At 68.7% G+C, this 23351-nt stretch carries 23 protein-coding genes, 1 other RNA gene and 1 pseudogene; 18 read left to right on the top strand and 7 right to left on the bottom strand.

The window, feature by feature from the left end:
• Positions 1 to 16: 16 nt before the first annotated feature.
• From Q8O26_RS13945 to Q8O26_RS13870, 16 genes and pseudogenes are all read left to right on the top strand, one after another.
• Positions 17 to 3631 (top strand): AsmA family protein, encoded by a 3615-nt coding sequence (locus tag Q8O26_RS13945; protein ID WP_305576587.1) that lies wholly within the window; start codon positions 17 to 19, stop codon positions 3629 to 3631.
• Between the two features lies 1 nt (position 3632).
• Positions 3633 to 3987, top strand: a transfer-messenger RNA (tmRNA) gene (gene ssrA / locus Q8O26_RS13940).
• An 86-nt stretch (positions 3988 to 4073) separates the two neighbouring features.
• Positions 4074 to 4634: an SspB family protein gene (locus Q8O26_RS13935; RefSeq protein ID WP_305576585.1), complete on the top strand. Its 561-nt coding sequence runs from the start codon at positions 4074 to 4076 to the stop codon at positions 4632 to 4634.
• Positions 4635 to 4845: 211 nt separating this feature from the next.
• On the top strand, positions 4846 to 5022 hold the full coding sequence (locus tag Q8O26_RS13930; protein ID WP_305576583.1) for a DUF4169 family protein: 177 nt from the start codon (positions 4846 to 4848) through the stop codon (positions 5020 to 5022).
• 6 nt (positions 5023 to 5028) lie between these two features.
• A complete protein-coding gene (locus Q8O26_RS13925) occupies positions 5029 to 5259 on the top strand; it encodes a ribbon-helix-helix domain-containing protein (RefSeq protein ID WP_305576581.1) in 231 nt (76 codons plus the stop codon).
• 216 nt (positions 5260 to 5475) lie between these two features.
• Positions 5476 to 5952, top strand: coding sequence for a tripartite tricarboxylate transporter TctB family protein (locus tag Q8O26_RS13920; protein WP_305576579.1), 477 nt, complete (start codon positions 5476 to 5478; stop codon positions 5950 to 5952).
• A 10-nt stretch (positions 5953 to 5962) separates the two neighbouring features.
• The gene (locus Q8O26_RS13915; protein WP_305576577.1) at positions 5963 to 7471 is read left to right on the top strand and encodes a tripartite tricarboxylate transporter permease; all 1509 of its coding nucleotides are present in this window, start codon (positions 5963 to 5965) and stop codon (positions 7469 to 7471) included.
• Positions 7472 to 7601: 130 nt separating this feature from the next.
• Positions 7602 to 8075 carry a YHS domain-containing (seleno)protein gene (locus tag Q8O26_RS13910; RefSeq protein ID WP_305576575.1) on the top strand — a complete coding sequence of 158 codons (474 nt, stop codon included), beginning with the start codon at positions 7602 to 7604 and terminating at the stop codon, positions 8073 to 8075.
• A 133-nt stretch (positions 8076 to 8208) separates the two neighbouring features.
• Positions 8209 to 8529, top strand: coding sequence for a DUF2853 family protein (locus tag Q8O26_RS13905; RefSeq protein WP_305576573.1), 321 nt, complete (start codon positions 8209 to 8211; stop codon positions 8527 to 8529).
• 160 nt (positions 8530 to 8689) lie between these two features.
• A complete protein-coding gene (locus tag Q8O26_RS13900) occupies positions 8690 to 9484 on the top strand; it encodes a thymidylate synthase (RefSeq protein WP_305576571.1) in 795 nt (264 codons plus the stop codon).
• Entirely contained in the window at positions 9481 to 10041 is a 561-nt protein-coding gene (locus tag Q8O26_RS13895) for a dihydrofolate reductase (RefSeq protein ID WP_305576569.1), read from the top strand. Before Q8O26_RS13900 ends, Q8O26_RS13895 begins: the two co-directional genes overlap by 4 nt.
• A gap of 172 nt (positions 10042 to 10213) precedes the next feature.
• Positions 10214 to 11413, top strand: coding sequence for an FtsH protease activity modulator HflK (hflK, locus tag Q8O26_RS13890; protein WP_305576567.1), 1200 nt, complete (start codon positions 10214 to 10216; stop codon positions 11411 to 11413).
• Positions 11410 to 12354: a protease modulator HflC gene (gene hflC / locus Q8O26_RS13885; RefSeq protein ID WP_305576565.1), complete on the top strand. Its 945-nt coding sequence runs from the start codon at positions 11410 to 11412 to the stop codon at positions 12352 to 12354. Before hflK ends, hflC begins: the two co-directional genes overlap by 4 nt.
• 68 nt (positions 12355 to 12422) lie before the next feature.
• The gene (locus tag Q8O26_RS13880) at positions 12423 to 12608 is read left to right on the top strand and encodes a DUF2065 domain-containing protein (RefSeq protein ID WP_305576564.1); all 186 of its coding nucleotides are present in this window, start codon (positions 12423 to 12425) and stop codon (positions 12606 to 12608) included.
• Between the two features lie 106 nt (positions 12609 to 12714).
• Positions 12715 to 13497: pseudogene (locus tag Q8O26_RS13875) on the top strand (succinate dehydrogenase iron-sulfur subunit).
• Positions 13498 to 13691: 194 nt separating this feature from the next.
• Positions 13692 to 14369, top strand: coding sequence for an AprI/Inh family metalloprotease inhibitor (locus tag Q8O26_RS13870; protein WP_305576562.1), 678 nt, complete (start codon positions 13692 to 13694; stop codon positions 14367 to 14369).
• 4 nt (positions 14370 to 14373) lie between these two features.
• On the opposite strand, the gene Q8O26_RS13865 is transcribed toward Q8O26_RS13870, so the two are convergent.
• Positions 14374 to 14973 (bottom strand): GNAT family N-acetyltransferase, encoded by a 600-nt coding sequence (locus Q8O26_RS13865; RefSeq protein WP_305576560.1) that lies wholly within the window; start codon positions 14971 to 14973, stop codon positions 14374 to 14376.
• Between the two features lie 241 nt (positions 14974 to 15214).
• On the bottom strand, positions 15215 to 15445 hold the full coding sequence (gene rpmE / locus Q8O26_RS13860; protein ID WP_305576558.1) for a 50S ribosomal protein L31: 231 nt from the start codon (positions 15443 to 15445) through the stop codon (positions 15215 to 15217).
• Positions 15446 to 15595: 150 nt separating this feature from the next.
• On the opposite strand from rpmE, the gene Q8O26_RS13855 reads away from it, so the two are divergent.
• Positions 15596 to 17416 (top strand): ABC transporter transmembrane domain-containing protein, encoded by a 1821-nt coding sequence (locus Q8O26_RS13855; protein WP_305576556.1) that lies wholly within the window; start codon positions 15596 to 15598, stop codon positions 17414 to 17416.
• Here Q8O26_RS13855 and Q8O26_RS13850 read toward each other — a convergent pair.
• The 5 genes from Q8O26_RS13850 to Q8O26_RS13830 form a co-directional block, all read right to left on the bottom strand.
• Positions 17373 to 17840, bottom strand: coding sequence for a GNAT family N-acetyltransferase (locus Q8O26_RS13850; protein WP_305576554.1), 468 nt, complete (start codon positions 17838 to 17840; stop codon positions 17373 to 17375). The genes Q8O26_RS13855 and Q8O26_RS13850 overlap by 44 nt on opposite strands.
• Positions 17837 to 18865: a peptidoglycan -binding protein gene (locus Q8O26_RS13845; RefSeq protein ID WP_305576553.1), complete on the bottom strand. Its 1029-nt coding sequence runs from the start codon at positions 18863 to 18865 to the stop codon at positions 17837 to 17839. Before Q8O26_RS13845 ends, Q8O26_RS13850 begins: the two co-directional genes overlap by 4 nt.
• Positions 18865 to 19857: a flagellar motor protein MotA gene (locus tag Q8O26_RS13840; protein ID WP_305576552.1), complete on the bottom strand. Its 993-nt coding sequence runs from the start codon at positions 19855 to 19857 to the stop codon at positions 18865 to 18867. Before Q8O26_RS13840 ends, Q8O26_RS13845 begins: the two co-directional genes overlap by 1 nt.
• A 116-nt stretch (positions 19858 to 19973) precedes the next feature.
• A complete protein-coding gene (locus tag Q8O26_RS13835; protein WP_305576551.1) occupies positions 19974 to 21356 on the bottom strand; it encodes an aminotransferase in 1383 nt (460 codons plus the stop codon).
• Between the two features lie 95 nt (positions 21357 to 21451).
• The gene (locus Q8O26_RS13830) at positions 21452 to 22120 is read right to left on the bottom strand and encodes an N-acetyltransferase (protein ID WP_305576549.1); all 669 of its coding nucleotides are present in this window, start codon (positions 22118 to 22120) and stop codon (positions 21452 to 21454) included.
• A gap of 226 nt (positions 22121 to 22346) precedes the next feature.
• Here Q8O26_RS13830 and Q8O26_RS13825 point away from each other — a divergent pair, with 226 nt between their 5' ends.
• Positions 22347 to 23333: a tripartite tricarboxylate transporter substrate binding protein gene (locus Q8O26_RS13825; protein ID WP_305576547.1), complete on the top strand. Its 987-nt coding sequence runs from the start codon at positions 22347 to 22349 to the stop codon at positions 23331 to 23333.
• The last annotated feature ends 18 nt before the right edge of the window (positions 23334 to 23351 follow it).

Raw genomic sequence — 23351 nt, 5'->3', positions numbered from 1 at the left:
CGCGGAGTGCGCCGCCTTGCAGAACTCGTTGCTCGCCATCGCCCTTGCGCTGATCGCCGCCATCGTGACGGCGGTGGTCGGGCCGTGGCTGGTCGACTGGAACAGCTACAAGCCGCAGATCGAGGCGGAAGCCTCGCGCATCTTCGGCACCCCCGTGCGCATCGGCGGCGACCTCTCCATTCGCCTGCTGCCCACCATCCGCGTCGATGCGCGCGACGTCTCCATCGGCACCGAGCGCAGCGGCGCGCGCATCGGACGGCTGCACGGCGAACTGCGCGTCGCGCCGCTGCTGCGCGGCGAGGCCTCGCTCAACGCCCTGCACCTGCGCGACGCCGACGTGCGGCTGCTGCTCGGCCAGGTTCCGGGCCGCGTCCTGCCGATCGATGCGCTCACCGTCGAGAATGCGCGCCTGTCCGTCGCCAAGGGCACCGGACCCGCCACTCTGGTCGCCGAGCGGATGATGCTCTCGGGCGAATCCCGCGGCATCAACGGACCGGTGCGCCTCGAGGGATCGGCGACGGTCGGCGAGAGCGTCTTGCCGCTGCATCTGATGATGAGCCTGGCCGAACAGGGTGACCTGTTGCTGCGGCTGCGGGTTCCCGAGCGCCGCGACGGCCCCGGCCTCGAAGCCGAAGGGACCATCGGCGCGGAAGGCCGGCAGCGCTTCGACGGCACCCTGATCCTCACCGGCCGGACCGGCCGGCTGCCCTGGCGGGTATCGGGTCCGGCCGCGGTCACCGCCCAGGCCCTCGTCATGCATCGCGCCGAGGCACAGCTTGGCTCCGGAGACCGCATCGCCCGGGCGACGGGCTCGCTGCGCCACGGGTTCGGGCCACAGGGCAGTCTCGACGTCATCGTCTCCGCCCGGCAGGTCGATTTCGACCGTCTGGTCGAGGGGCCGCCGCGCACGGCGCGCGAGGTGCTCTCTCAGCTTCTGGCGGAGGTCCCGCGTCTCGCCGACGGCACTCTGCCCATGGCGATCGGCTTCGACATCGCCGGCGCCACCCTCGGCGGGGCGCCGCTCGGCGACCTGCGCGGCGACATGGAGGCCCGGGGCGGCCGCTGGCTGGTCAAGTCCTTTTCCGGGCGGCTGCCGGGCGAGGCGGCGGTCGAGGCGACGGGTGAGGTGACGCTCGCGGGCGACATGGGCTTCGCCGGCACCGTCGTGGTCAATGCCGCGCGGCCCGCCGTGCTGCTGTCCTGGCTCGACGGGCAGCCGACGCCGCCGGGAACCCTCGACGATCCGCTCCGCCTGACCACCCGCATGACGGTCGATGCCGGCCGCCTGCTGCTCGACGACATCACGGCCCAGACGGCGGCGGGGCAGACCTCCGGCCGCATCGCGCTCGACGTTCCCGCGCTCGGCCGTCACGCCCTCCAGGCCGAGCTCACCGCCGATGCGCTCGATCTCGACCTGTTGCTGCGCATCGCCCGCGGCGCCGGCGCCAGGCTGGACCCGGCGACCGACACCCGTATCCAGCTGCGCGCCGGCCAGGCGCGCTTCGCCGGCTTCCTTGCCCGCGACGTCGACCTCGCCGTCGCCACCGACGGGCGCACCTTCGAGGCCGAAAGGCTGCGGGTGGGCGATCTCGCCGGCTTCGGCCTCGACCTGACCGGCCGCCTCGACGGCCTCGGCGGGCCGCTGCTCGGCCGCCTTTCCGGCCGCCTGCGGGCCGACAATGCCGACGGCCTGATCGCCCTGCTGTTGCGCGACGAGAGGTCGAGGGCTCTGGCGGAATGGATCAGGGACAGGGCCCCCTCGCTCGCCGGCGCCGACCTTTCTCTCACCTTCGCGGCGAGCGGGCGCTCGGCGCTCGGCCTCCGGATCGAGGGGCGGGTCGGCGACGCCAATGTGCAGATCGACGCCGCCGGCGCCGGCGATCCCTTCGAGCCCGCCGGGCTGACGGGCCGTGTCGCCCTCGCCGTCGACGCGCCGCGTGCCGACCAGATCTTCGCGCTGGTGAGCGGCACGCCCGCACCCGCCCCGACGCCGGTGGCGCGCACCCAGCTGTCGGCCCAGATCGAGCGTCCCGAAGCCACGTCGATGCGGCTCAGGGGCACGCTCGTCTCCTCGGGCAGCACCCTATCCTTCGAGGCGGACCGCCGCGCCGACGGGCCGGCCCGCCTCGTCGCCGCCCTGCGCTCCGACGACGTGTCGACGCTGATGCCGCTGGCCGGCGTCCCGGCCGAACTCGCCGGGCGCCTGCCGGCGACCTTCGATCTGACGGCTGTCGCAGAGGGGGCCGACTGGCGCACCGAACGCGCCGAGGGCCGTGTGGGCGCCACGACGGTCGCCGCCCGGCTGACCGGGCGCGGTTGGACCGGCCGCGGCGAGGTGAGCCTCGGCGACATCCCGGGCGAGGCGGCGCTGGCGCTGCTGTCCGGACCGGCCTGGCTGATCGACGCCGGAGCCGGCGAGTTTGCCGCCGCGGCCTTCGGCGCGACGGTCCTCGACCGGGTGGAAGCCGATCTCGCCATCCGCGTCGAACGCGTCGGCCTCGGCGACTATCCCGCCCTGACCGGCCTTGCGACCCGCCTGGTGCGCCAGGGCCGCACGACGTCGCTGCACGACATCAGCGCCGCGCTCGGGCCGGCGCGGCTCGACGGCAGCCTGACCCTCGACCGCTCCGCCCTGCGCACCCTGCTGTCGGCGCGCCTCGCCCTCGCCGGCGTCCCCGCCGCACTGGCATGGCCGGGCGCTGCGGGCGATCTCGCCGTCACGGCCGACCTTGCCGCCGACGGCGCGACGCCGGCGGCCCTCGTCGCCGGCATCAACGGAACCGGGCGGCTTAACTTCCGGACGACGGCGCTGGCCGGCGCCGATCCGGCCTCGCTGGCACGCGTCACCCGCCAGGCGGAGATCGCCCAGGACATCGGTCGGCCGATGACCGACATGGCCTTCGGGGCGGCCCTCGCCCAGGCGCTGGAGACGGTCGTTCCCCTGGGCGAGGGGCAGTCGCCGCTCAGCGTCGTCGGGCTGACGGCGCGCGCCGGCGTCGCCGCCTTCGCGGTGCCCGGCGGCAGGCTGACCTGGTCCGGCGGCTTCGACCTCAGGGAAGGGACCATGGGCGCCCAGGTGCGGATCGCGCCCGACCCGATTCCCGAGGCGGAGACCATGCCGGTCATCGCCATGCAGTTCGTGGGACCGATCGGCACGCCCGCCCGCACCATCGATACCGACGACGTCTCCGGCTGGCTCGGCCTGCGGCTGATCGATCGCGCCGCCCTGCGCATCCGCCTGACCGAAAGCGACCGGCTCGAGCGCAGCCGCCAGCGCGCCTTCTCGCGCTTCACGGCCGTGCCGCCGCCGCAGGTCCAGATCGCGCTGCCGCCGATGCCGCCGCCGGTCGCGGCCGAGATGTTCCTGGTGCCGCCGCCCGCAACGGAGGTCGTGGTGCCGGCGGTCGTGGCGCCGGATGCGCCGCAGGAGACGGCACCGCTTCCCGCGCCCCGTCCGGCGGCCCCGCGCGCCGCCCCCGCGCCGGTCGCCACGGACCTGCCCTCGGTGGTGCGCCGCGCGCTCGACGGGGCCCGCCCGGCTCCTCCGGTGGCCACCGGGGCGCCGCTGTCGATCCTGCCGCCGCTGCCCCCGCCGATCGACGTGGGGCCCGCCCCCGGCATGCGCCGCTGAAGGCCTTTCGCTGACGCGCGGCCTCCCCTATATTCAACGGGCCGGGGCAACCCGGCTATGGTGATAAACGACCATCGCAATAAGCCTTTCGGACCCGGGGGCAGTACCCGGCGCCTCCACCAGAAGGGCCCTTCAAGGGCGTTTCTGATGGGGGCGAAATAGGATCGACGAGGGTGTAAAGGGTGGGCTTTTGCTCGGCATGGTTCCGCCGTTATCGGGCCGTCTCAATAGTTGCCAATGACAACTATGCTCCGGTGGCCGTTGCCGCGTAATGCGGTAATAGTACCGAAATCAAGTCCTTGCGGGTAGCACTGTAAGGCGGGGTTCGGAGGCACCTGGCAACAGAAGCCTCCACTTCTCTCCGGTCCGCGGCGCGGCGGTCGGGGGGCGTCCAGCCCCGCGCCACAGAAGGCCCCGGGTCCGTTCCGCGATCGACCAGCTCATGCCAACAGACCTCATCCGCTACGATCTTCTGGCCCAGGACGCCCTGCGCGGCGTGGTCCGCCGTGTCCTCGTCGACGCGGCACGCGACGGGCTTCCCGGCGACCATCATTTCTACATCACCTTCGACACCCGCGCCCCCGGCGTGCGCCTGTCGAACCGCATGCGTGAGAAATACCCGCTGGAAATGACCGTGGTGCTGCAGCACCAGTACTGGGACCTGATCATCACCGAGCACAGCTTCGAGGTCGGGCTGTCCTTCGGCGGCATCCCCGAGCGGCTTCTCGTGCCCTTCGACTCGATCAAGGGCTTCTTCGACCCCTCGGTGCAGTTCGGCCTCCAGTTCGAGGTGGCCGGCGCCGAGGCCGAGAAGGGCGATGTCGGCGTCAAGGAAATCACCCCCCGTCTTTCGGCCGATGCCGATACGGAAGCGCCCACGCCGTCGCCTGCCGCCACGCGCCGTCACGACGACGGCGCAGCGGCGAAGACCGATCAGGCGGCCGCGGAAACCGGTTCGAGCGGCGCAGAGGTCGTCAGCCTGGACAAGTTCCGCAAAAAATAGACCCGCGGATTCGTCGGGTTTCGCCGGTCATCTCCGTTTGGTCCGGTCAAGAGCATGACTGCTCTGTCACAGCGGTACCGAGAGACGGTTTCCATGCAGGCCGGTGCTGGCTAGACAATAGGCGACGCCGGTCTTGTACCGCACGGCGCCGGCCGGTTTTTTTTCGCCTTGAAGGGAACCGCAACGCTGTCTGTGAATTTGGAATGTTACCATGGGTGACATCATCAATTTGAAGCGCGCACGCAAACGCAAAGCCCGCGAAGCCGAGGCGCTTGGCGCCGACGCCAACCGCCTGCGCTTTGGTCGTCCAACCAGTGAACGACAACTCGACGAGGCCCGCGAGGCCTTGGAGTCCCGTCGGCTGGATGGTCACAAGCGCCCGGAGTGAATCTGCATGAAGAGCCACGTCATCAAACGTTCGATCGTCGTCGAGGGCCACAAGACCAGCGTCAGCCTCGAAGACGAGTTCTGGAACGCGCTGAAGGAAATCGCCGCCGAACGCCGCGAGACCCTGTCGGATGTGGTCGGCCAGATCGACGGCGGCCGCTCCCAAGGAAACCTGTCGTCTTCCATTCGTCTTTTCGTCCTCGACCATTACCGTACGAGAAGCACGGCGACCGGCTGACGGGCCGCCGCGAATGAGCACCTGCTGCGCATTGTCCCGGGCCTGTGAATCGCCTCCTGCTTGTGTTCGGGCAGTTGACATGATGTCATCCGCGCGCAAGAGCACGGGGTGACATTTGGTCTCAATACGATGCTCCGAAGCGGGGGGACTATGCAGGACGGAAACGCGACGAGTGCGGGTGAAGAAACACGCGGACTGGTCAAGAGCCCCCAGGACATGTTCGCCGGGCTCTTCATCATTGCCTTCGGGCTCGCCTGCCTGTGGGCCTCTTCCAACCTGAGTGGCGGACGTGGTGCCAATCTCGGCCCCGGTTCCTTCCCGCGCGGCCTTTCCTTCCTGCTGATGGGGATTGGCGGGATCATCGTGCTCCAGGCCCTGACCGTCATCGGCCCGCGCCTCGAAGCCTGGTCGATCCGTGGCCCGATCTTCGTCCTCGGCTCCGTGCTGATCTTCGCCGCCACGATCCGCGGCACCACCCTCAACATTCCCGGCATCGGCCGCACGGACCTGCTGCCGCCGCTCGGCCTCATCGTTGCTGGTCCGCTGACCCTGATCGTCGCGAGCCTCGCGGCCGACGAGCGCAACTGGATACAGACGCTGATCTTCTCGGCCGCCATGACGGCCTTCTGCATCCTTCTGTTCAAGGTTGCGTTGAGGCTGCCGATCCCGGTCGCCCCCTGGGCCGGCTGGTAAGGCGCTTCACATGGACATGATCTCCAATCTGGCGCTCGGTTTCGGCGTCGCCCTGACGATCAAGAATCTCGGGCTCTGCTTCCTCGGCTGCATGATCGGCACCCTGATCGGCGTCCTCCCCGGCGTCGGCCCGATCGCCACGATCGCCATGCTGCTGCCGATCACCTTCGGGCTCGATCCCGTCGGCGCCCTCATCATGCTCGCAGGCATCTATTATGGCGCGCAGTACGGCGGCTCGACCACCGCGATCCTCGTCAACATCCCCGGTGAGGCGACTTCGATCGTCACCGTGCTCGACGGTCACCAGATGGCCCGCAACGGCCGGGCCGGCGCCGCCCTCGGCATCGCCGCCATCGGCTCGTTCTTCGCCGGCAGCGTCGCCACCCTCGTCATCGCCGCGCTCGCTGCGCCGCTGACGCGCGTCGCCCTGCTCTTCGGCCCGGCTGAATATTTCTCGCTGATGGTCATGGGCCTGATCTTCGCGGTGGTTCTCGCCCGCGGCTCGGTCATCAAGGCCATCGCCATGGTGCTTGCCGGCCTCATGCTGTCGACCGTCGGCCAGGACCTGGAGACCGGCGCCGACCGCATGACCTTCTCCTGGCCGGAACTGTCCGACGGCATCGATTTCACCACCATCGCCATGGGCATGTTCGGCTTCGCCGAGATCCTCCGGAATCTGGAATCGCCGGAAACGCGCGACGTCCTGAAGAGCAAGATCGGCAGCCTCCTGCCCAACTGGGAGGAGATGAAGCGCTCGGTCATGCCGATCCTGCGCGGCACGGGTCTCGGTGCCGGCCTCGGTATCCTGCCCGGCAACGGCGCCGTGCTCGGCCCCTTCGCCAGCTACACCCTGGAGAAGAAGATCGCCAAGGACCCCTCGCGGTTCGGCAAGGGCGCCATCGAGGGCGTCGCCGGTCCGGAGAGCGCCAACAATGCCGGCGCGCAGACCTCCTTCATCCCGCTGCTCACCCTCGGCATCCCGCCCAATGCCGTCATGGCGCTTATGGTCGGTGCCATGACCATCCACGGCATCGTGCCGGGTCCGCAGGTCATGGAGAAGCGGCCCGATCTCTTCTGGGGCATGATCGCCTCGATGTGGATCGGCAACCTCATGCTGCTCATCATCAACCTGCCGATGATCGGCATCTGGGTGAAGCTGCTGAAGGTCCCCTACCGCATGCTGTTCCCCTCGATCCTGATGTTCTGCTGCATCGGCATCTACTCGGTGAACAACAACCCCTTCGACGTGATGATCACCGCCTTCTTCGGCCTGGTCGGCTATGCCTTCATCAAGATGGGCTTCGAGGTCGCTCCGCTGCTGCTCGGCTTCGTGCTCGGCAAGCTGATGGAGGAGTACCTGCGCCGCTCCATCCTGATGTCGCGCGGCGACTGGTCGGTCTTCGTCGACTTCGTCAACCGTCCGATCTCGGCCTTCCTGATCGCCATCGCCGTGCTGATGCTGATCATCTCCTTCCTGCCGGCGATCACCAAGAAGCGCGATACCGTCTTCGTCGAGTGACCGTCCTTGCCGGCGGCGCCCTGCGCGCCGCCGGTCGCCGTCCCGCGACGGCGTAACACCGGCCGGTGCGGACCCGAACAGGGTGAAACGAGGGCATGTCGCCCTCGCTTGTCGCCCCGAGGTCCTCGCCATGACCGGCATCGTGTATCCCTCCCGCCGCGCCCTCACCGCCTTCGTTCTTCTGACCACGGTTGGCCTGTCGACGGTGTCCTCCCTCGCCGGACCCGAGATCTATACCGGCACCCTGTCCAGTCTGGCCGCCGACGGCCACGACGTCGTCGCCTTCCACACCGAGGGACGCCCGGTGCGCGGCGACAGCCGCTTCACCCACCGCTGGAAGAATGCCACCTGGCGCTTCGCCAGCGCCGCCTCGCGGGATGCCTTCGCCGCCGATCCGGAACGCTATGCGCCGGCCTATGGCGGCCATTGCGCCTGGGCCGCCGCGCAGGGTTATCGCGCTGCCGGCGATCCCCGCCACTGGCACATCGTGGCCGGCCGCCTCTACCTCAACTACGACGCCAGGGTTCACCGCACCTGGCTGACCGATGTCCCCGGCTTCATCGCCGCCGCCGACACCAAATGGCCCGCCGTCGCCGCGCGCTGACCGCCGGAGGCCGCCGCCTATCGGGTTTTTGACGGAGGCGGCAGGCGGGGACGGCGCGACCGGGCCGATGGTAGTCTGCTCCCGTTCCGGCATCCGAAGCCGGGCGATGCCACAGAGCAGGGGGAGGATCGACGTGAGCGATTGGCTGGCCGATGTGAAGAAATACGCGCCGAAGGCGGACGAGGCGGCTGTCGCCGGTCTGGTCCGCTATCTCGGCATCGCGCTCAGGAACCGCGATTCCTCGCTCGTCTCCTTCAGCGACCCGGAAGAGGTCGCCCGCGTGAAGAAGAATTTCTGCATGAAGAAGCTGGCGCTGACCGACGAGGCGGCGATTGACGCGGCGCTGACCAAGGTCGGGACGGCCATGAAGGCCGACAAGACCAAGAACCGCGTCACGGTCTATTACCTGCTCGCGGACCACTTCAAGAAGCTCGACCTCTTCATCAAGAAGTGACGGTCTGACGGGCGCACGAAGGCTGTGCAACCGCGACGAGCGCCGCCCGCGGGCGGCGTTTTAGTGTGGAAGCGCGTATCGCGACGGTTCCGGCTGCTGCCGCCGGATGGCGAACCGCGCTATAAGATGCGTTTTCGGATTCGCCCCGCCGGAGGCCGCGATGCGCCAGTACCACGACCTGATGGAGCACGTCCTGCGCCACGGCGCCCGCAAGGACGACCGCACGGGCACCGGCACGCTCTCCGTCTTCGGCCACCAGATGCGCTTCGACCTGTCGGAGGGCTTTCCGATGGTCACCACCAAGAAGCTGCACCTGAAGTCGATCGTCCACGAACTCCTCTGGTTCCTGAAGGGCGACACCAACATCGCCTATCTCAAGGCCAACGGCGTCAGCATCTGGGACGAATGGGCCGATGCCGACGGCAATCTCGGCCCGGTCTACGGCAAGCAGTGGCGCTCCTGGGCCGCCCCCGACGGCCGCAGCATCGACCAGATCGCCCAACTGGTGAAGACGCTGAGGACCAATCCCGATTCGCGCCGCCTCATCGTCTCGGCCTGGAACCCGGCCGATGTCGAGGCCATGGCGCTGCCGCCCTGCCATTGCCTGTTCCAGTTCTACGTCGCCGACGGCAAACTCTCCTGCCAGCTCTACCAGCGCTCGGCCGACATCTTCCTCGGCGTGCCGTTCAACATCGCCTCCTATGCCCTTCTGACGCTGATGCTGGCGCAGGTGGCGGGTCTGAAGCCCGGCGATTTCGTTCACACGCTCGGCGATGCCCATATCTACACCAACCATGTCGAGCAGGCCGAACTGCAACTCAGCCGCCCGCTGCGCCCCCTGCCGGTGATGACGCTCAACCCTGATGTGACCGACCTGTTCGGCTTCACCTATGACGACTTCACGCTGACCGGCTACGAGCCGCATCCAGCCATCAAGGCGCCGGTGGCGGTGTGACCCCCATCGTGCTCATCGCCGCCGTCGCCGCCAACGGCGCCATCGGCTGCGACAACCGGCTGCTCTGGCGTCTCAAGGCCGACATGGCGCACTTCCGTGCCGCCACCGCCGGCAAGCCGCTCGTCATGGGGCGCAAGACCTTCGAGAGCTTCGGCGGCCGGCCGCTGCCGAAGCGGCTCAACATCGTCGCCTCGCGCCAGCCGGGCCTGTCGCTGCCGGGTGCCGTGGTGACGGGGTCGCTGCAGGCGGCCCTGGCGATCGCCCATGCAGAGGCGCTGCGATCGGGCGCCGACGAGATCGCCGTCCTCGGCGGGGCCGACATCTATGCGCAGGCCATGCCGCACGCCGACCGCCTCGTCATCACCCATGTCGAGGCCGAGCCGGAGGCCGACGCCTTCTTTCCAGCCGTCGACCTGGCCCTCTGGACCGGCGAAACGCACGCCATTCACCCCGCAGGCCCCGACGATGACCATCCGTTTCGCGTCGTCACCTACCGCCGGGCCAGCGGCGGAACGCCGCATGGCGCAGGGCCCGATGCCGACACTGCGCCCGGATAGGCCGTCGCGGGCTGCCTCAGGAGGCGCCAATCTTCACCAAGACGCCTATTCATGGGTCTGTGCAGCCAAGCCGCGTTGAAAGCAGCGAGACGGTCTTCTATATCCGTCCTTAACTTCCAGCGCCTTCGGGCGTGAGCGGGGCTTCGGCCGCGCCATCAAGCGAGGACAGTTCATGCCGTGGAACAATCAAGGCGGCGGCGGCCCATGGGGCGGCGGCGGCGGCACAGGTGGTGGCGGCGGCGGCGGCGGTGCGCCTCGCGGTCCCTGGGGGCAGGGCCCGCAGGGCGGTGGTGGCGGCGGCGGTGGTGGCGGCAACCAGCCGCCTGACCTCGAGGAGCTGATCCGTCGGAGCCAGGAGCGCCTCAAGAACGTCCTTCCGGGCGGCGGTGGCAATATCGGCGCCAAGGGCATCGCCCTGATCGGCGTGCTCGGCGTGATCATCTATGGCCTCACCGGCTTCTTCACGGTCAACCAGAACGAGGTCGCGGTGAACACCGTCTTCGGCCGGCATATCGGCAACGCCGCACCGGGCCTGAACTGGAACCCGCCGGCGCCGTTCGGCGCGGTGTACAAGGTTCCGGTCACCGACGTGCGGCGGACCGAGGTCGGTTACCGCTCCGGCGGCGGCGCCCGGGGCGCCAACCGTGAAGTTCCCGAAGAGAGCCTCATGCTGACCGGCGACGAGAACATCGTCGACATCGATCTCGAAGTGCAGTGGGACGTCAATGCGGCGCAGGTCGCGAACTACGTCTTCATGCTTCAGAATCCGGAAGGCACCGTGAAGGCGGTGGCGGAAAGCGCGCTGCGCGAATCGATCGGCCGCCGCAACATCCAGAACATCCTGACGGTCGACCAGGCGGCCATCGCCGCCGAAATCCGCCAGATCATGCAGCGGATCATGGACGATTACCGCTCGGGCGTGAACATCCGCGTCGTCCAGCTGCTGTCGGCCCTGCCGCCGGCACCGGTGCGCAACTCGTTCCTTGACGTCAACGCGGCCCAGCAGGACCAGACGCGCGTCCAGAACGAGGCGCGCACCTATGCCAACCAGGTGGTTCCCGAGGCGCGTGGTCGTGCCTCGCAGATCCTGCAGGAGGCCGAGGCCTATCGCGACCGCGTCGTCGCCGAGGCCAGCGGTCAGGCGAGCCGCTTCACCCAGGTCTTCGAACAGTACCGCCTGTCTCCGGACGTGACGCGCGAGCGCATGTTCCTCGAGACGATGGAGCGCATCTTCGGCGGCACCGAGAAGATCATCATCGACCAGGCCGGTAGCTCCGTGCAGCCGTTCCTGCCGCTCGACCAGATCATGCGCCGCCCGGGACAGCCCGCCCCGGCCGCTGCGGCCGCTGCTGCCGCGAGGACTTCGCGATGAACTCTTCCCTGAAACTCGCCTTCGGCATCGTCGCGGCGCTCACGCTCTTCGCCCTCGCCAATGCCTTCTTCATCGTCCAGATGACGCAGCACGCCATTGTTCTGCGCTTCGGTCAGGTCGTGCGTGAGCCGATCAGCGAGCCGGGCCTCTACTTCAAGGTCCCGTTCATCGAGAACGTGGTGACGGTCGACAAGCGTATCCTTGACCTTGACCTGCCGGTGCAGACCGTTCTGTCCACCGACCGGCAGAACCTCGACGTCGATGCCTTCGCGCGCTATCGCATCACCCAGCCGCTGCGCTTCTTCCAGACGGTGCGGACCGTTTCCAACGCGAACACCCGCCTGGCGAGCTTCGTCAACTCCTCGACGCGCAACATCATCGCCGGCGCCACCCTTGCGCAGCTGATCCGCACGGATCGCGACCGGCTGATGAACCGCATCCAGGAAGAAGTGAACCGCGAGGCGACGACCCTCGGCGTCGAGATCGTCGATCTGCGTCTCACCCGCGTCGACCTGCCCCAGGTCAACCAGGAGGCGGTGTTCAACCGCATGCAGACCGAGCGCCGTCAGGAAGCCGCCGATCTGCGCGCCACCGGCCAGCAGGCCGCGGTCACGATCCGCGCCCGCGCCGACCGCGAGGTCGTCGGCATCCTCGCCGAGGCCGACCGTCGCTCGGAAGAGGTCAGGGGTACCGGCGATGCCGAGCGCAACAAGATCTTTGCCGAGGCCTTCAACCGTGATCCGGACTTCTTCTCCTTCTACCGGACCATGCAGGCCTATGAGCAGAGCATGAAGCAGGGCGACACCCGCATGGTGCTGTCGCCCACCTCGGACTTCTTCCGCTACTTCGGAGATCCGTCCGGGCGCCGGTCCGGTCAACGTGCCCCGGCAGCGCCCGGGGCTCCGGCTCCGGGCACCCCGGCGCCGCTCACCGGTAACTGACCCGATCCCACACCGGACAGGGCCGTCGCGACAACCTCGCGGCGGCCCTGTCCCCATATCGAAACGCCATGCAAGACTTCTTCGTCGCCATAGGTCTCGTTCTCGTGATCGAGGGGCTGATCCTCGCAGCCTTCCCCTCGCGTATAAGAGATGCGCTCGAGACGATGCGCGTGACGCCCGACCAGCAACTGCGCGCCGTAGGCCTCGTCGCCGCCGTTCTGGGAACGCTCGTGGTCTGGTGGATGCGCAGCTGACGGCGGCGCGCTCACCGGCCCCGACAAAAGACCCGATTGACAAGGGCGCTCCGAGGCTTGATGGGAAGTCCAGCCTTGCTCGGCCCGTACGACAAGTAGACATCACATGGCTCAGTTCACGCTTCCGAAGAACTCGAAGATCACCGAGGGAAAGACCTGGCCGAAGCCGCCCGGGTCCAACCGGCTGAGCGAGTTCCGCATCTACCGCTGGAACCCGGACGACGGCGCCAACCCGCGCATCGACACCTATTACGTCGACCGCGACGATTGCGGCCCGATGGTTCTCGACGGCCTCATCTGGATCAAGAACAAGGTCGACCCGACCCTGACCTTCCGCCGCTCCTGCCGCGAGGGCATCTGCGGCTCCTGCGCCATGAACATCGACGGCACCAACACGCTCGCCTGTACCAAGGGCATGGATGAGGTGAATGCCGGCCAGGTGAAGATCTACCCGCTGCCGCACATGCCGGTGGTCAAGGATCTGATTCCCGACCTGACGCGGTTCTACGCCCAGCATGCCTCCATCGAGCCATGGCTCAAGACGACGACCGCCCGCCCCGAGAAGGAGTGGCGCCAGTCGAAGGAGGACCGCGAGAAGCTCGACGGTCTCTACGAGTGCATTCTCTGCGCCTGCTGCTCGACCTCATGCCCGAGCTAGTGGTGGAACGGCGACCGCTATCTCGGCCCCGCCATCCTGCTGCAGGCCTATCGCTGGCTGATCGATTCGCGCGACGAAGCCACGGGCGACCGCCTCGACAACCTCGAGGACCCGTTCCGCCTCTATCGCTGCCACACGATCATGAACTGCTCGAAAGCCTGCCCGAAGGGTCTGAACCCGGCCAAGGCCATCGCCGAGATCAAGAAGATGATGGTGGCGCGTCAGGTCTGACGCGCGACCGGGGACGGGGTCCGGTTTCATTTTTGCGGTCCCGCCGAAGAAACAGGCTGCACCAGCCTCAACGATCGGTTAACCAGAACCTGAACATCGTCCGGATGTCGCAGGCCTGCCACGGAATTGCCGCTGCATGGCGTCATCGTGGCAAGGCTCGCGCGCCGCGCGACCTCTTCTGGGTGAACCGCTCCATGGGTATGCGCCCCGCCGCAGCACTCTTCCTCTGCTCCGTCGCCCTCGCCGGATGCACCTCTTCGTCGCGTTTCGGCGACAGCGGCGGCTCGCCCGTCGGCTGGGGCCGTTCCGACACCATGGCGCGCACCGAGGTACAGCCGCAGATCCGGCCCGCCCCGTCCGACGACGTCATCCCCGGCGGCCAGCCCGGCGCTTCGGGTGCGGTCGAGAGCCAGGAGATCGCGCCGCCCTCCGTCTCGGGACGGTCGGATACCGGCCCCCCGGCGGTCGAGACCGCGCTGGCGCCGAGCAGTCCGTCGGCCCAGCCGCAGATCATGCAGCCCGAGCCCCAGCGTGGCGCGCCGCAGTCGCCGCCCACTGTCGTCTCCGCCCTGCCGCGGCAGGAGCGTGCCGCATCGGGCGCCACCAGCGTCGCCGGCACCTGGACGGTGACCGACGCCGGTGACCGCTGCCGCATCACCCTGACCTCGACGCCGCTGTTCGAGTTCTACCGCGCCAGCCCGCAGAACTGCCGGGCGCCGACGCTCGCCCGCATCAACGCCTGGGAGCAGCGCGGCGCGGAGATCGTCCTGCTCCAGCCCGGCGGACGCGTGGCGGCCCGCCTGTCCCCGCAGGGCGGCGGCGCCTATTCGGGTGCGACCGCCACCGGCGCCCCCGTCAGCATGGCCCGCTGAGGGCTCAGCCCTCGTTGCGCGGCCCACGCAGCGCGACCGTGCCGTCGCGCAGCAGCCCCATCTGCCGGTCGATGACGCTCGCCGTGGCAGAAGCCGAGTCGGTGACGACCTCGCGCCAGAACGACAGGGGCGTCGCCGGCCGCGCCGTCACCTTGGCGAAACTGTCCCCGGATGCGGTGGTGATCGTCCCGTCGAACCGGGCCGCGAGGCGCTGCATGCCACGGTTGGAGGGCAGGCAGGTCATGACGAGGCCGGTGAGGCCGCGGTTGCGGGCGGTCAGGAGCAGGCGGCCGAACAGTGCCGAGCCGACGCCGGTGAGCCGCCAGGCGTCCTCGACGCTGACAGCCACCTCGCCGGTCCGATCGGCCATCAGCCGCAATTCGGCGGCGCCGCGCATCACCCCGTCGATCAGGAAGCCGTGGACCACCGCGTCGGATCCGAGCGCGCTCCCGGCATAGTTCACGACGGTCTCGTCGGAGACGCCGGCGGCGAAGCGGCAACGGCGGGTTTCCGGGTCGAGGCGCAAGAAATGCGCCGTCAGGAGATCGGTCTCCCAGGCGTAGAGCTTGCGAATGACGCCGGGCGTCGTCAGGTCTTCCAGCATGCGATGATCTCCCGAAGGCCGCATTGCGCCTTTCGCCGGCTATTCCCTCACATGTCCGACGCCGTCTCCCTCTGCGCGGTCTAGCCGACGGCAGGGCCATGAGCAACGACGATATTGCAGTGCAACATGACGCTCTCGTCATACCTGCGCCGCGGGCGCCCGCCGACAGGGCCAACCTCGACGCAAAAAACCCCGGCCTTTCGGCCGGGGTTTGTCAGGACCGCCCGAGAGGGCCTGAAAATCAGCTCTTGAGAGCGCCGATGCCGCCGAACTTCTGGTTGAAGCGGGACAGACGACCGCCGCGGTCCATCAGCTGCTGCGAGCCGCCGGTCCAGGCCGGGTGGACCTTGGGATCGATATCGAGCTGGAGGACATCGCCCTCCTTGCCGTAGGTCGAGCGCGTCGTGTACTCGGTGCCATCGGTCATCACGACCTTGATGGTGTGGTAGTCGGGATGGATGTCGGTCTTCATGGGTCGTCCTCGAAGGGCGCCGCTCTAGGGGGGCAGGCGCTAAGGGTCGTGTCCTGTGATGAGAAGCCGCGCTATTAAAGGAACTCGGTCGCCTTTTCAAGCGAAGACGTGGGTTCGATAATCAGTAACGAGAAGACGAGTCCGGAATCCATGTCCACGGTTGATACGCTCGACGCAGGCAAGGCCGCCGCAACGCCGGCGCGCCGTGCCAAATTCCGTCCGCTGATGAAGTTCCTGCCCTTCATGCTGCGCCATCGCGGCATGCTGGCCGGCGCCGGCCTCGCCCTGCTCGTCGCCTCCCTCGCGACGCTCGCGGTGCCGCTCGCCATCCGCCGCATGATCGATTTCGGTTTTGCCGCCGAGGGGATGATCACCCAGTATTTCGGCATGCTCGTCATCATCGCCGCCGTTCTGGCGGTCGCATCGGCGGCGCGCTTCTACCTCGTGACGACGATCGGCGAGCGGGTGGTGGCCGATATCCGCACCAGCGTCTTCAATCATCTGGCGACCCTCTCGCCCTCCTTCTACGACACGGCGCGCACCGGCGAGCTCGTCTCGCGCCTGACCGCCGACACGACACAGCTGAAATCGGCGCTCGGCGTCTCGGTCTCCATGGCGCTGCGCAACATCATCATGTTCGGCGGCGCCGTCGCCATGATGGTGATCACCTCGCCGCAGCTCTCCCTCTACGTGGTCGGCGCCATTCCCTTCCTGGTGCTGCCGCTGGTCGCCTTCGGCCGCAATGTCCGCCGACGCTCCCGCGCCGCCCAGGACCGGCTCGCCGAGGCCTCGGCCTATGCCAGCGAGAACATCCAGGCCGTGCGCACCATGCAGGCCTTCACGGCGGAGGCGACGGTGACGCAGCGCTTCTCCGCCGCCGCCGAGGACGCCTATGAAGGGGCCCGCGGCGCCAACCGGGCCCGCGCCATCCTCACCGCCGTCATCATTTTCCTCGTCTTCACCAGTGTCGTCGCCGTGCTCTGGGCCGGCGCCCAGCAGGTGCTGGCCGGCACCATCACCAGCGGCCGCCTGTCACAGTTCGTGCTCTATGCGGTCTTCGCCGCGAGCGCCCTGTCGCAGCTCTCGGAAGTGTGGAGCGAGATCAGCCAGGCCGCGGGCTCGGCCGAGCGGCTCGGCGAGATCCTCGCCGTCACGCCCGACATCAAGGCGCCTGAGCGGCCGCTGCCGCTGCCCGAGCCGCCGCGCGGCGAGGTCGCCTTCGTCGCCGTGCGCTTCGCCTATCCCTCGCGGCCCGAGACGCGCATTCTCGACGACGTCGCCTTCACCGTGAAGGCCGGCGAGCGGGTGGCGATCGTCGGCCCCTCCGGTTCCGGCAAGTCGACGCTCTTCGCCCTCGTCCAGCGCTTCTACGACCCGCAGGGCGGCGTCATCCGCTTCGACGGTGTGCCGGTGGCCGAGACCGATCCTCTGGCGCTGCGCGCGCGCATCGCCCTCGTGCCGCAGGACGTCGCCATCTTCGCTGCCTCGGTGGCGGAGAACATCCGCTACGGACGACCGGGCGCCAGCGACGAGGAGGTGGTCGCCGCGGCGCGCATGGCCCATGCCGACGAGTTCATCGCCCGCATGCCCGGGGGCTATGCCAGCCTCATCGGCGAGCGCGGCGTGACGCTGTCGGGCGGCCAGCGCCAGCGCATTGCCATCGCCCGCGCCATCCTGCGCGACGCGCCGCTCCTGCTTCTCGACGAGGCGACCTCGGCCCTCGACGCCGAGAGCGAGACGCTGGTGCAGGAGGCGCTGTCGCGGCTGATGACCGGGCGCACGACGCTGGTCATCGCCCACCGTCTCGCTACCGTGCTCGACTGCGACCGCATCCTCGTCATGGACCAGGGCCGCATCGTCGAGCAGGGCACCCACGCCACCCTCGCGGCGGCCGGCGGTCTCTATGCCCGCCTCGCCGAACTGCAGTTCAAGAGCGTCGCGGCGCCGGAGCGGACGGCGCCCACGCCATGAGGTCGATGGTCCGGCCCTGTTCGTTGACGCGGGTGCCGGTTTTGTCGAAGCCCTGCCGCCGGTAGAAGGCGATGGCGCGGGCATTGTCCGTATTGACGTCCAGCGACAGGCCCGCCGGCGCGGTGGCCTTGGCCGCATCCATCAGAGCTCCTGCGAGGCCGCTGCCCTGATGGGCGAGACCGACCAGCATCTGGTCGATCCATCCGGTGCCGGTGTGGACCGTGACGAAGCCGCCGGGAACGCCGTTCACGAGCCCCACAAGGATCGCCGTGCCGTCTTTCGCCATCGCCGCCATGCGTTCGGCGAGCCAGCCGCGCCGTGCCTCGAAGTCGATTCCGGGATAGGTCCGCGCCCAGGCCGCGACCCACAGCTCGGTCAGCGCCGGCAGCATGGGATCGGCGCAGGCGACGACCCGTACCGTCACCGGTCGGTCAGGCGCAGCTCGATGCGGCGGTTGCGGGCGAGCGCCTCCGGCCCGTCGCCCTGGTCGAGAGGCTGGAACTCGCCGAAACCGGCGGCCACCAGCCGCTGCGGCGCGATGCCCCTGGCAATGAGATACTGGACGACGGCGATGGAGCGGGCGGCCGACAGTTCCCAGTTCGACCGGAAGCGCCCGCCCTGCATCGGCCGCGCGTCGGTATGGCCATCGACCCGCAGCACCCAGGCGATGTCGGTCGGAATGTCCCTCTCGAGCTGGATCAGGGCGGCGGCGAGCTTGTCCAGTTCGGCCCGTCCCCCCGGTTCCAGTTCCGCCTGGCTCGACCCGAAGAACACCTCCGAGCCGAAGACGAAGCGGTCGCCGACGACGCGGATGTCGGAGCGCTCGGCGAGAATTTCGCGCAGGCGTCCGAAGAATTCCGAGCGGTAGCGCGACAGTTCCTGCACGCGCTGGGCCAGGGCGAGGTTGAGCCGCCGGCCGAGATCGGTGATGCGCGTCTGCGCGTCGCGGTCACGGGCCTCGGTGGCGCCCAGCGCCTCCTCGAGCGAGGCGAGCTGCCGGCGCAGCGCCGTGATCTGCTGGTTGAGGAGTTCGATCTGCGACAGCGCCGCCTGCGCCGTCTGGCGGTGCTGGGCGATCTGGGCCTCCAGCGTGGTGGCACGCCCCAGCTGGGCCCCGGCCTGGCCCTGCGCGTCCTCCAGCAGGCCCTGGAGCCGCCGCCTTTCGGCATCCGAGGTGCCGAGCGTCGCGGTGATCGCCGCGAGCCCCTCCTGCACGGTCTGCCGCTGGCCACGTTCGAGCTGCAGCAATTCGCCGAGCTCGGCGATCTGGCGCTGCAGCCGCACCATGGCGTCGTCCTTGCCGGCGATGTCGCGCGCCAGGAAATACTGCGCCAGCATGAAGACGGAGAGCATGAAGATGATCGCCAGCAGGAAGGTCGACAGCGCGTCGACGAAGCCCGGCCAGTAGTCGATCCCGCGCTCGCCGCGGCGTGACCGCGACAGGGCCATCAGACCGACCCCTTCTCTCGCAGCACCTGTTCGAGCAGGCGCCGCAGCTCCTTCTGGTCGGTGGACTGGGCCTGCATCCAGTCGCGCACCACCTGCTGCTCCGAGCGCATATGGGTGACGAGGCCCTGGATGCCCTCGGCGAGATTGGCCATGGCGGCGCTGGCGCGCTGGTTCGATGAGCCGTCACCCATGGCCTCTCGCAACCTGTCGAAGGCGCGCTGCAGGTCGGCGACGCTCACCTGGGGCGATCCGCCATCGGCCGAGGGGCTGATCACCGCCATGTCCTGCACGGTCGACGACAGCCAGTCCTCCACCTCGGTGTAGAAGCGGTTCTGCGCCTGGCTGGCCTGCAGGTCGAGGAAGCCGAGGACGAGCGAACCGGCGAGGCCAAACAGCGATGACGAGAAGGCGATGCCCATGCCGGCGAGGGGCTCGGCAAGGCCGCGCTTCATGTCCTCGAAGATGGTGCCGAGCTCGCCCTGGTTGGACAGGCTGTTGATGACGCGGCCGACCGAGGTCACCGTCTCGATCAGGCCCCAGAACGTGCCGAGCAGGCCGAGGAAGACGAGGAGGCCCGTCAGGTAGCGCGCCAGTTCCCGCCCCTCGTCGAGGCGGGTGGCGAGCGAATCCAGGAGCGAGCGCATGGTGACGGTCGAGATCGCCATCTGGCCGCTCCGCGCGCCGAGCATGGTCGCCATCGGCGCCAGCAGGATCGGCGGCCTCTCGACGGTGATGCCGGGATCGGCGAGGCGGAACGTGTTGACCCAGCGCGCCTCGCGGAACAGGCGGATGACCTGGCGGAACGACAGGACGATGCCGATCAGGCCGACGGCGACGATGACGCCGTTGAGGCCCGGATTGGCCATGAAGGCGGTCTGGATTTCGCGCTGCAGGACGAACACGACCAGGCCGACCAGCGCCAGGAACACCAGCATCCGGAACAGGAAGATCCGCGGGGACGAGACCTTGAAGGGATCGAGTTCTCGGGCCATCGGCACTCATCGAATTGTTGAGGGTTCCGACAGGCTAACCCTACCGGAACCAGAAATGAAGCAGAGGTTGTGGCAGGCTTGTGACGGCGGCGGCTCTCGCCGCCATGCAGCGGCGCTCAGGCGCCGAGCAGGCCCTCCGCCTTCACCTTGTCGAGCGTGCGGTCGAGCGTCCGCGCCAGTCGGTCGAAGAGGTCGTCGATCTCCTCCGGTGTGATGATCAGCGGGGGGCAGACGGCGAGCGAATCCCCGAGATTGCGGATGATGAGGCCTTCCTGCTGGGCGATCGCCGTCGCATGGGCGCCGATGCCGGCCTTCGCCTCGAAGGCCTTCTTGGTCGGCTTGTGGGCGACCATCTCCAATGCGCCGACCAGACCCATGCCGCGTGCCTCGCCCACCAGCGGATGGTCGGCGAGGGCCCTGAGATGCGCCTGGAACTGCGGCGTCTTGGCCGCCGACTTCTCGATGATGCGGTCGCGCTCGTAGATCTCGAGGGTCTTCAGCGCCACCGCCGCGCCGACCGGGTGGCCCGAATAGGTGAAGCCGTGGCCGAACGTGCCGATCTTCTTCGATTCGATGATCGTCGCCTGATACATTTCCTCGGGGATCATCACCGCGCCCACCGGCATGTAGGCCGAGGTCAGGGCCTTGGCGACGGAGATGGCGTTCGGCTTGTAGCCGAGCGCCGAGGAGCCGAACCATTCGCCGAGGCGCCCGAACCCGCAGATCACCTCGTCGGCGATCATGTAGATGTCGTAGCGCTGGCAGACCGCCATGATCTTCTCGAAATAGCCCGCCGGCGGCACGATGACGCCGCCCGCGCCCATCACCGGCTCGGCGATGAAGGCGGCGACCGTCTCGGGCCCTTCGCGCAGGATCATGTCCTCGAGGTCCTGGGCGCAGCGGGTGGCGAATTCCTCCTCCGTCTCGCCCTCATGGGCGAAGCGGTAGTGGTGCGGGCAGGAGGTGTGCAGGATGCCGGAGATCGGCAGGTCGAAATCGGTGTGGTTGGCCGGCAGGCCCGTCAGCGAGGCCGAGGCGATGGTGACGCCGTGATAGCCCTTGATGCGGGAGATGATCTTCTTCTTCTGCGGCCGTCCCAGCGCGTTGTTCATGTACCAGACCATCTTGATCTGGGTGTCGTTGGCCTCCGAGCCCGAGCAGACGAAGAAGACCTTGGAGATCGGCACCGGCGCCTTCTCCTTGAGCTTCTCGGCAAGTTCGATGGCCGGGTCGTGGCTCTTGCCGCCGAACAGATGGGTGAAGGACAGCTTCTTCATCTGGTCGTAGGCGGTCTGCGCGAGCTCCTCGTTGCCGTAGCCCAGCGCCGTGCACCACAGGCCCGCCATGCCCTCGATATAGGGCTTGCCGTCGACGTCGTAGACATAGATGCCCTTGGCCCGTTCTAGGACCAGCGTGCCCGTGTCGCGGATCGTCGCCTGGTTCGTATAGGGGTGAAGGACGGTTTCCAGGTCGCGGACCTGCAGATTCGACAGCGCCATGGCACTCTCCGGGGCGGGAATGGTGGAGAGTGAAGCCGATCCGCTGCCGCCCTGTCAAAGCAGGGCAGGACAGCGAAAGCACGGTTCCGGGACACCTAGCCCTCGGGCGGCATGTCCTTCGGCTCCGACGGCGTCGTGACCGCTCTCGGCTGCGCCGCGGCCCGCGGCTTGGTCTCGCGTCGCTTCAGCCGCCGCGGCGGCAGGATCTCCGGGTCGCTCACCACGGTCTTGGCGAGGAAGATGGCGGCGTCCAGCTTGGTGAACGAGCGGCCGCGGTAGAACTTCAGGGCGTTGTCGTTGTTCTCGGCGACTTCCAGGACGAGATGCGTGCAGCCCCTGAGCCGCGCCAGGTGCTCGAGCTGTTCCAGCACGAAGGTGCCGAGGCCGCGGCCCTGGAATTCCGGGTCCACCGCCAGTTCCTCTACGAAGAGCGGGCGCATGTCGCGGGCCCGGAAATAGCGCTCGTTCATCCAGTTGTCGGTGCCGATGATGGTCAGCGCGCATTCGGCATAGCCGACGATCCGCTCCTTGCCGCCGATGCGGATGACGAACAGGAGCTGCTCGATCCCCTTCTCGTCGAAGACCTCGAGGAAGCGCTTCTTCGACTTCGGCCGCTGATACTCCACCGTCGAGCGGTTCACCTCGCGGAACACCGCCTTGATGAACTCCCAGGTGCGGTTGAGGTCGCGCTTGTTGAGATGGCGCACCCGCACCTGCGGTTCGGCATCGGCGATGTCGTCAGGGATCGTTGAGTCCGAGGCCATGGGATGCACAGGGTGTTCCGTTGCGGCCAGTCTCTACCGCATCGGAGGGGGCGAGCCTAGGCTCAGGACGCATTGCACGGAGCCGGACGGCGCGGGCGGCCGTGATCCCATTGCGGTCGTGCAGCCGGCCGGCAGGAAAATCCGGGGCGACGCGCGATTGACCGCATGCGGCGTGACATCCTATGCCGAACAGTAGGAAACGCACCAAGACCAGAGAGGCTCGACCATGGCCCCGTCCCCCACCACTGTCACCCGCCGCGCGACGCTTGCCGCTGCGGCGGGCGTCGCCCTTGCCCCGTTCGTCGCCCGCGCCCAGGGCGCCTGGCCGCAGCGTCCCATCCGGCTCGTCGTGCCCTTCTCGGCCGGTGGCGCGGCGGACAGCGCGGCGCGCGTGCTGACGGGCCATATGGGCGAGCGGCTCGGCCAGCGCTTCGTGGTGGAGAACCGCACCGGCGCGGGCGGGAGCATCGGCGGGGCGGAGGTGGCGCGCGCAACGGACGGCCATACCTTCCTGTGGGACGCGTCGAGCCACATCGTCAACCCGTCGCTGCTGCGCGGCCTGATGTTCGATTATGCGACGGCCTTCACGCCGATCTCGCTGGTGGTGACCTTCCCATCGGCCGTCGCGGTCAAGGCCGATTTCCCGGCCCGGACGCTCGGCGAATTCGTGGCAGCCGCCAAGGCGCAGCCGGGGAAGCTCACCGTCGGCACGCAGGGCAATGCGACGGCGGGGCATATGGGGCTCGTCGCCTTCACGCGTGCAGCGGGGATCGAGGTGATCCACGTTCCCTATCGCGGCGGCGCGGCGGCGGCGCAGGACCTGGCGACCGGGGCGCTTGACGCGGTGTTCACGACGCTGGTCTCCGCCGGCCCGGTGGTGGATAGCAACCGCGCGCGGTTCCTGGGCGTCGGCACGCTCACGCGGGTGGAAAGCCGGCCGGATGTGCCGACCATCGCCGAGCAGGGTTTCGCAGGTTTCGAGTCCAACGAATGGGCCGGGCTGTTCGGGCCGGCGGGCACCCCGGCGCCGGTCGTCACCGCCCTCTACGATTCCCTGGCGGAGGCCATCGCCCAGCCGGCGCTGCGCGAGCGTCTCGTGCAGATCGGCTGCGTGCCCATCGCCTCACGCCCCGACGCCTTCGCGCGCTTCGTGACGGACGGCCGCGCGGCGATGGCGACTCTGGTGCGCGAGGCGAATATCCGCGCGGAGTGAGGCCGCGCGGGGAGGGGC

Source organism: Phreatobacter sp. (assembly GCF_030691135.1).
Taxonomy (GTDB): Bacteria; Pseudomonadota; Alphaproteobacteria; order Rhizobiales; family Phreatobacteraceae; genus Phreatobacter.
This window is presented reverse-complemented; position numbering and strand designations above follow the sequence as displayed.

What these genes read in the sequence shown, in the direction of transcription:
- Q8O26_RS13935 (WP_305576585.1), top strand. Translation starts at nt 4,074, where the DNA reads ATGCCAACAGACCTCATCCGCTACGATCTTCTGGCCCAGGACGCCCTG.
- Q8O26_RS13930 (WP_305576583.1), top strand. Translation starts at nt 4,846, where the DNA reads ATGGGTGACATCATCAATTTGAAGCGCGCACGCAAACGCAAAGCCCGC.
- Q8O26_RS13925 (WP_305576581.1), top strand. Translation starts at nt 5,029, where the DNA reads ATGAAGAGCCACGTCATCAAACGTTCGATCGTCGTCGAGGGCCACAAG.
- Q8O26_RS13920 (WP_305576579.1), top strand. Translation starts at nt 5,476, where the DNA reads ATGTTCGCCGGGCTCTTCATCATTGCCTTCGGGCTCGCCTGCCTGTGG.
- Q8O26_RS13915 (WP_305576577.1), top strand. Translation starts at nt 5,963, where the DNA reads ATGGACATGATCTCCAATCTGGCGCTCGGTTTCGGCGTCGCCCTGACG.
- Q8O26_RS13910 (WP_305576575.1), top strand. Translation starts at nt 7,602, where the DNA reads ATGACCGGCATCGTGTATCCCTCCCGCCGCGCCCTCACCGCCTTCGTT.
- Q8O26_RS13900 (WP_305576571.1), top strand. Translation starts at nt 8,690, where the DNA reads ATGCGCCAGTACCACGACCTGATGGAGCACGTCCTGCGCCACGGCGCC.
- hflK (WP_305576567.1), top strand. Translation starts at nt 10,214, where the DNA reads ATGCCGTGGAACAATCAAGGCGGCGGCGGCCCATGGGGCGGCGGCGGC.
- hflC (WP_305576565.1), top strand. Translation starts at nt 11,410, where the DNA reads ATGAACTCTTCCCTGAAACTCGCCTTCGGCATCGTCGCGGCGCTCACG.
- Q8O26_RS13880 (WP_305576564.1), top strand. Translation starts at nt 12,423, where the DNA reads ATGCAAGACTTCTTCGTCGCCATAGGTCTCGTTCTCGTGATCGAGGGG.
- Q8O26_RS13870 (WP_305576562.1), top strand. Translation starts at nt 13,692, where the DNA reads ATGGGTATGCGCCCCGCCGCAGCACTCTTCCTCTGCTCCGTCGCCCTC.
- Q8O26_RS13865 (WP_305576560.1), bottom strand. Translation starts at nt 14,973, where the DNA reads ATGCTGGAAGACCTGACGACGCCCGGCGTCATTCGCAAGCTCTACGCC.
- rpmE (WP_305576558.1), bottom strand. Translation starts at nt 15,445, where the DNA reads ATGAAGACCGACATCCATCCCGACTACCACACCATCAAGGTCGTGATG.
- Q8O26_RS13855 (WP_305576556.1), top strand. Translation starts at nt 15,596, where the DNA reads ATGTCCACGGTTGATACGCTCGACGCAGGCAAGGCCGCCGCAACGCCG.
- Q8O26_RS13845 (WP_305576553.1), bottom strand. Translation starts at nt 18,865, where the DNA reads ATGGCCCTGTCGCGGTCACGCCGCGGCGAGCGCGGGATCGACTACTGG.
- Q8O26_RS13840 (WP_305576552.1), bottom strand. Translation starts at nt 19,857, where the DNA reads ATGGCCCGAGAACTCGATCCCTTCAAGGTCTCGTCCCCGCGGATCTTC.
- Q8O26_RS13835 (WP_305576551.1), bottom strand. Translation starts at nt 21,356, where the DNA reads ATGGCGCTGTCGAATCTGCAGGTCCGCGACCTGGAAACCGTCCTTCAC.
- Q8O26_RS13830 (WP_305576549.1), bottom strand. Translation starts at nt 22,120, where the DNA reads ATGGCCTCGGACTCAACGATCCCTGACGACATCGCCGATGCCGAACCG.
- Q8O26_RS13825 (WP_305576547.1), top strand. Translation starts at nt 22,347, where the DNA reads ATGGCCCCGTCCCCCACCACTGTCACCCGCCGCGCGACGCTTGCCGCT.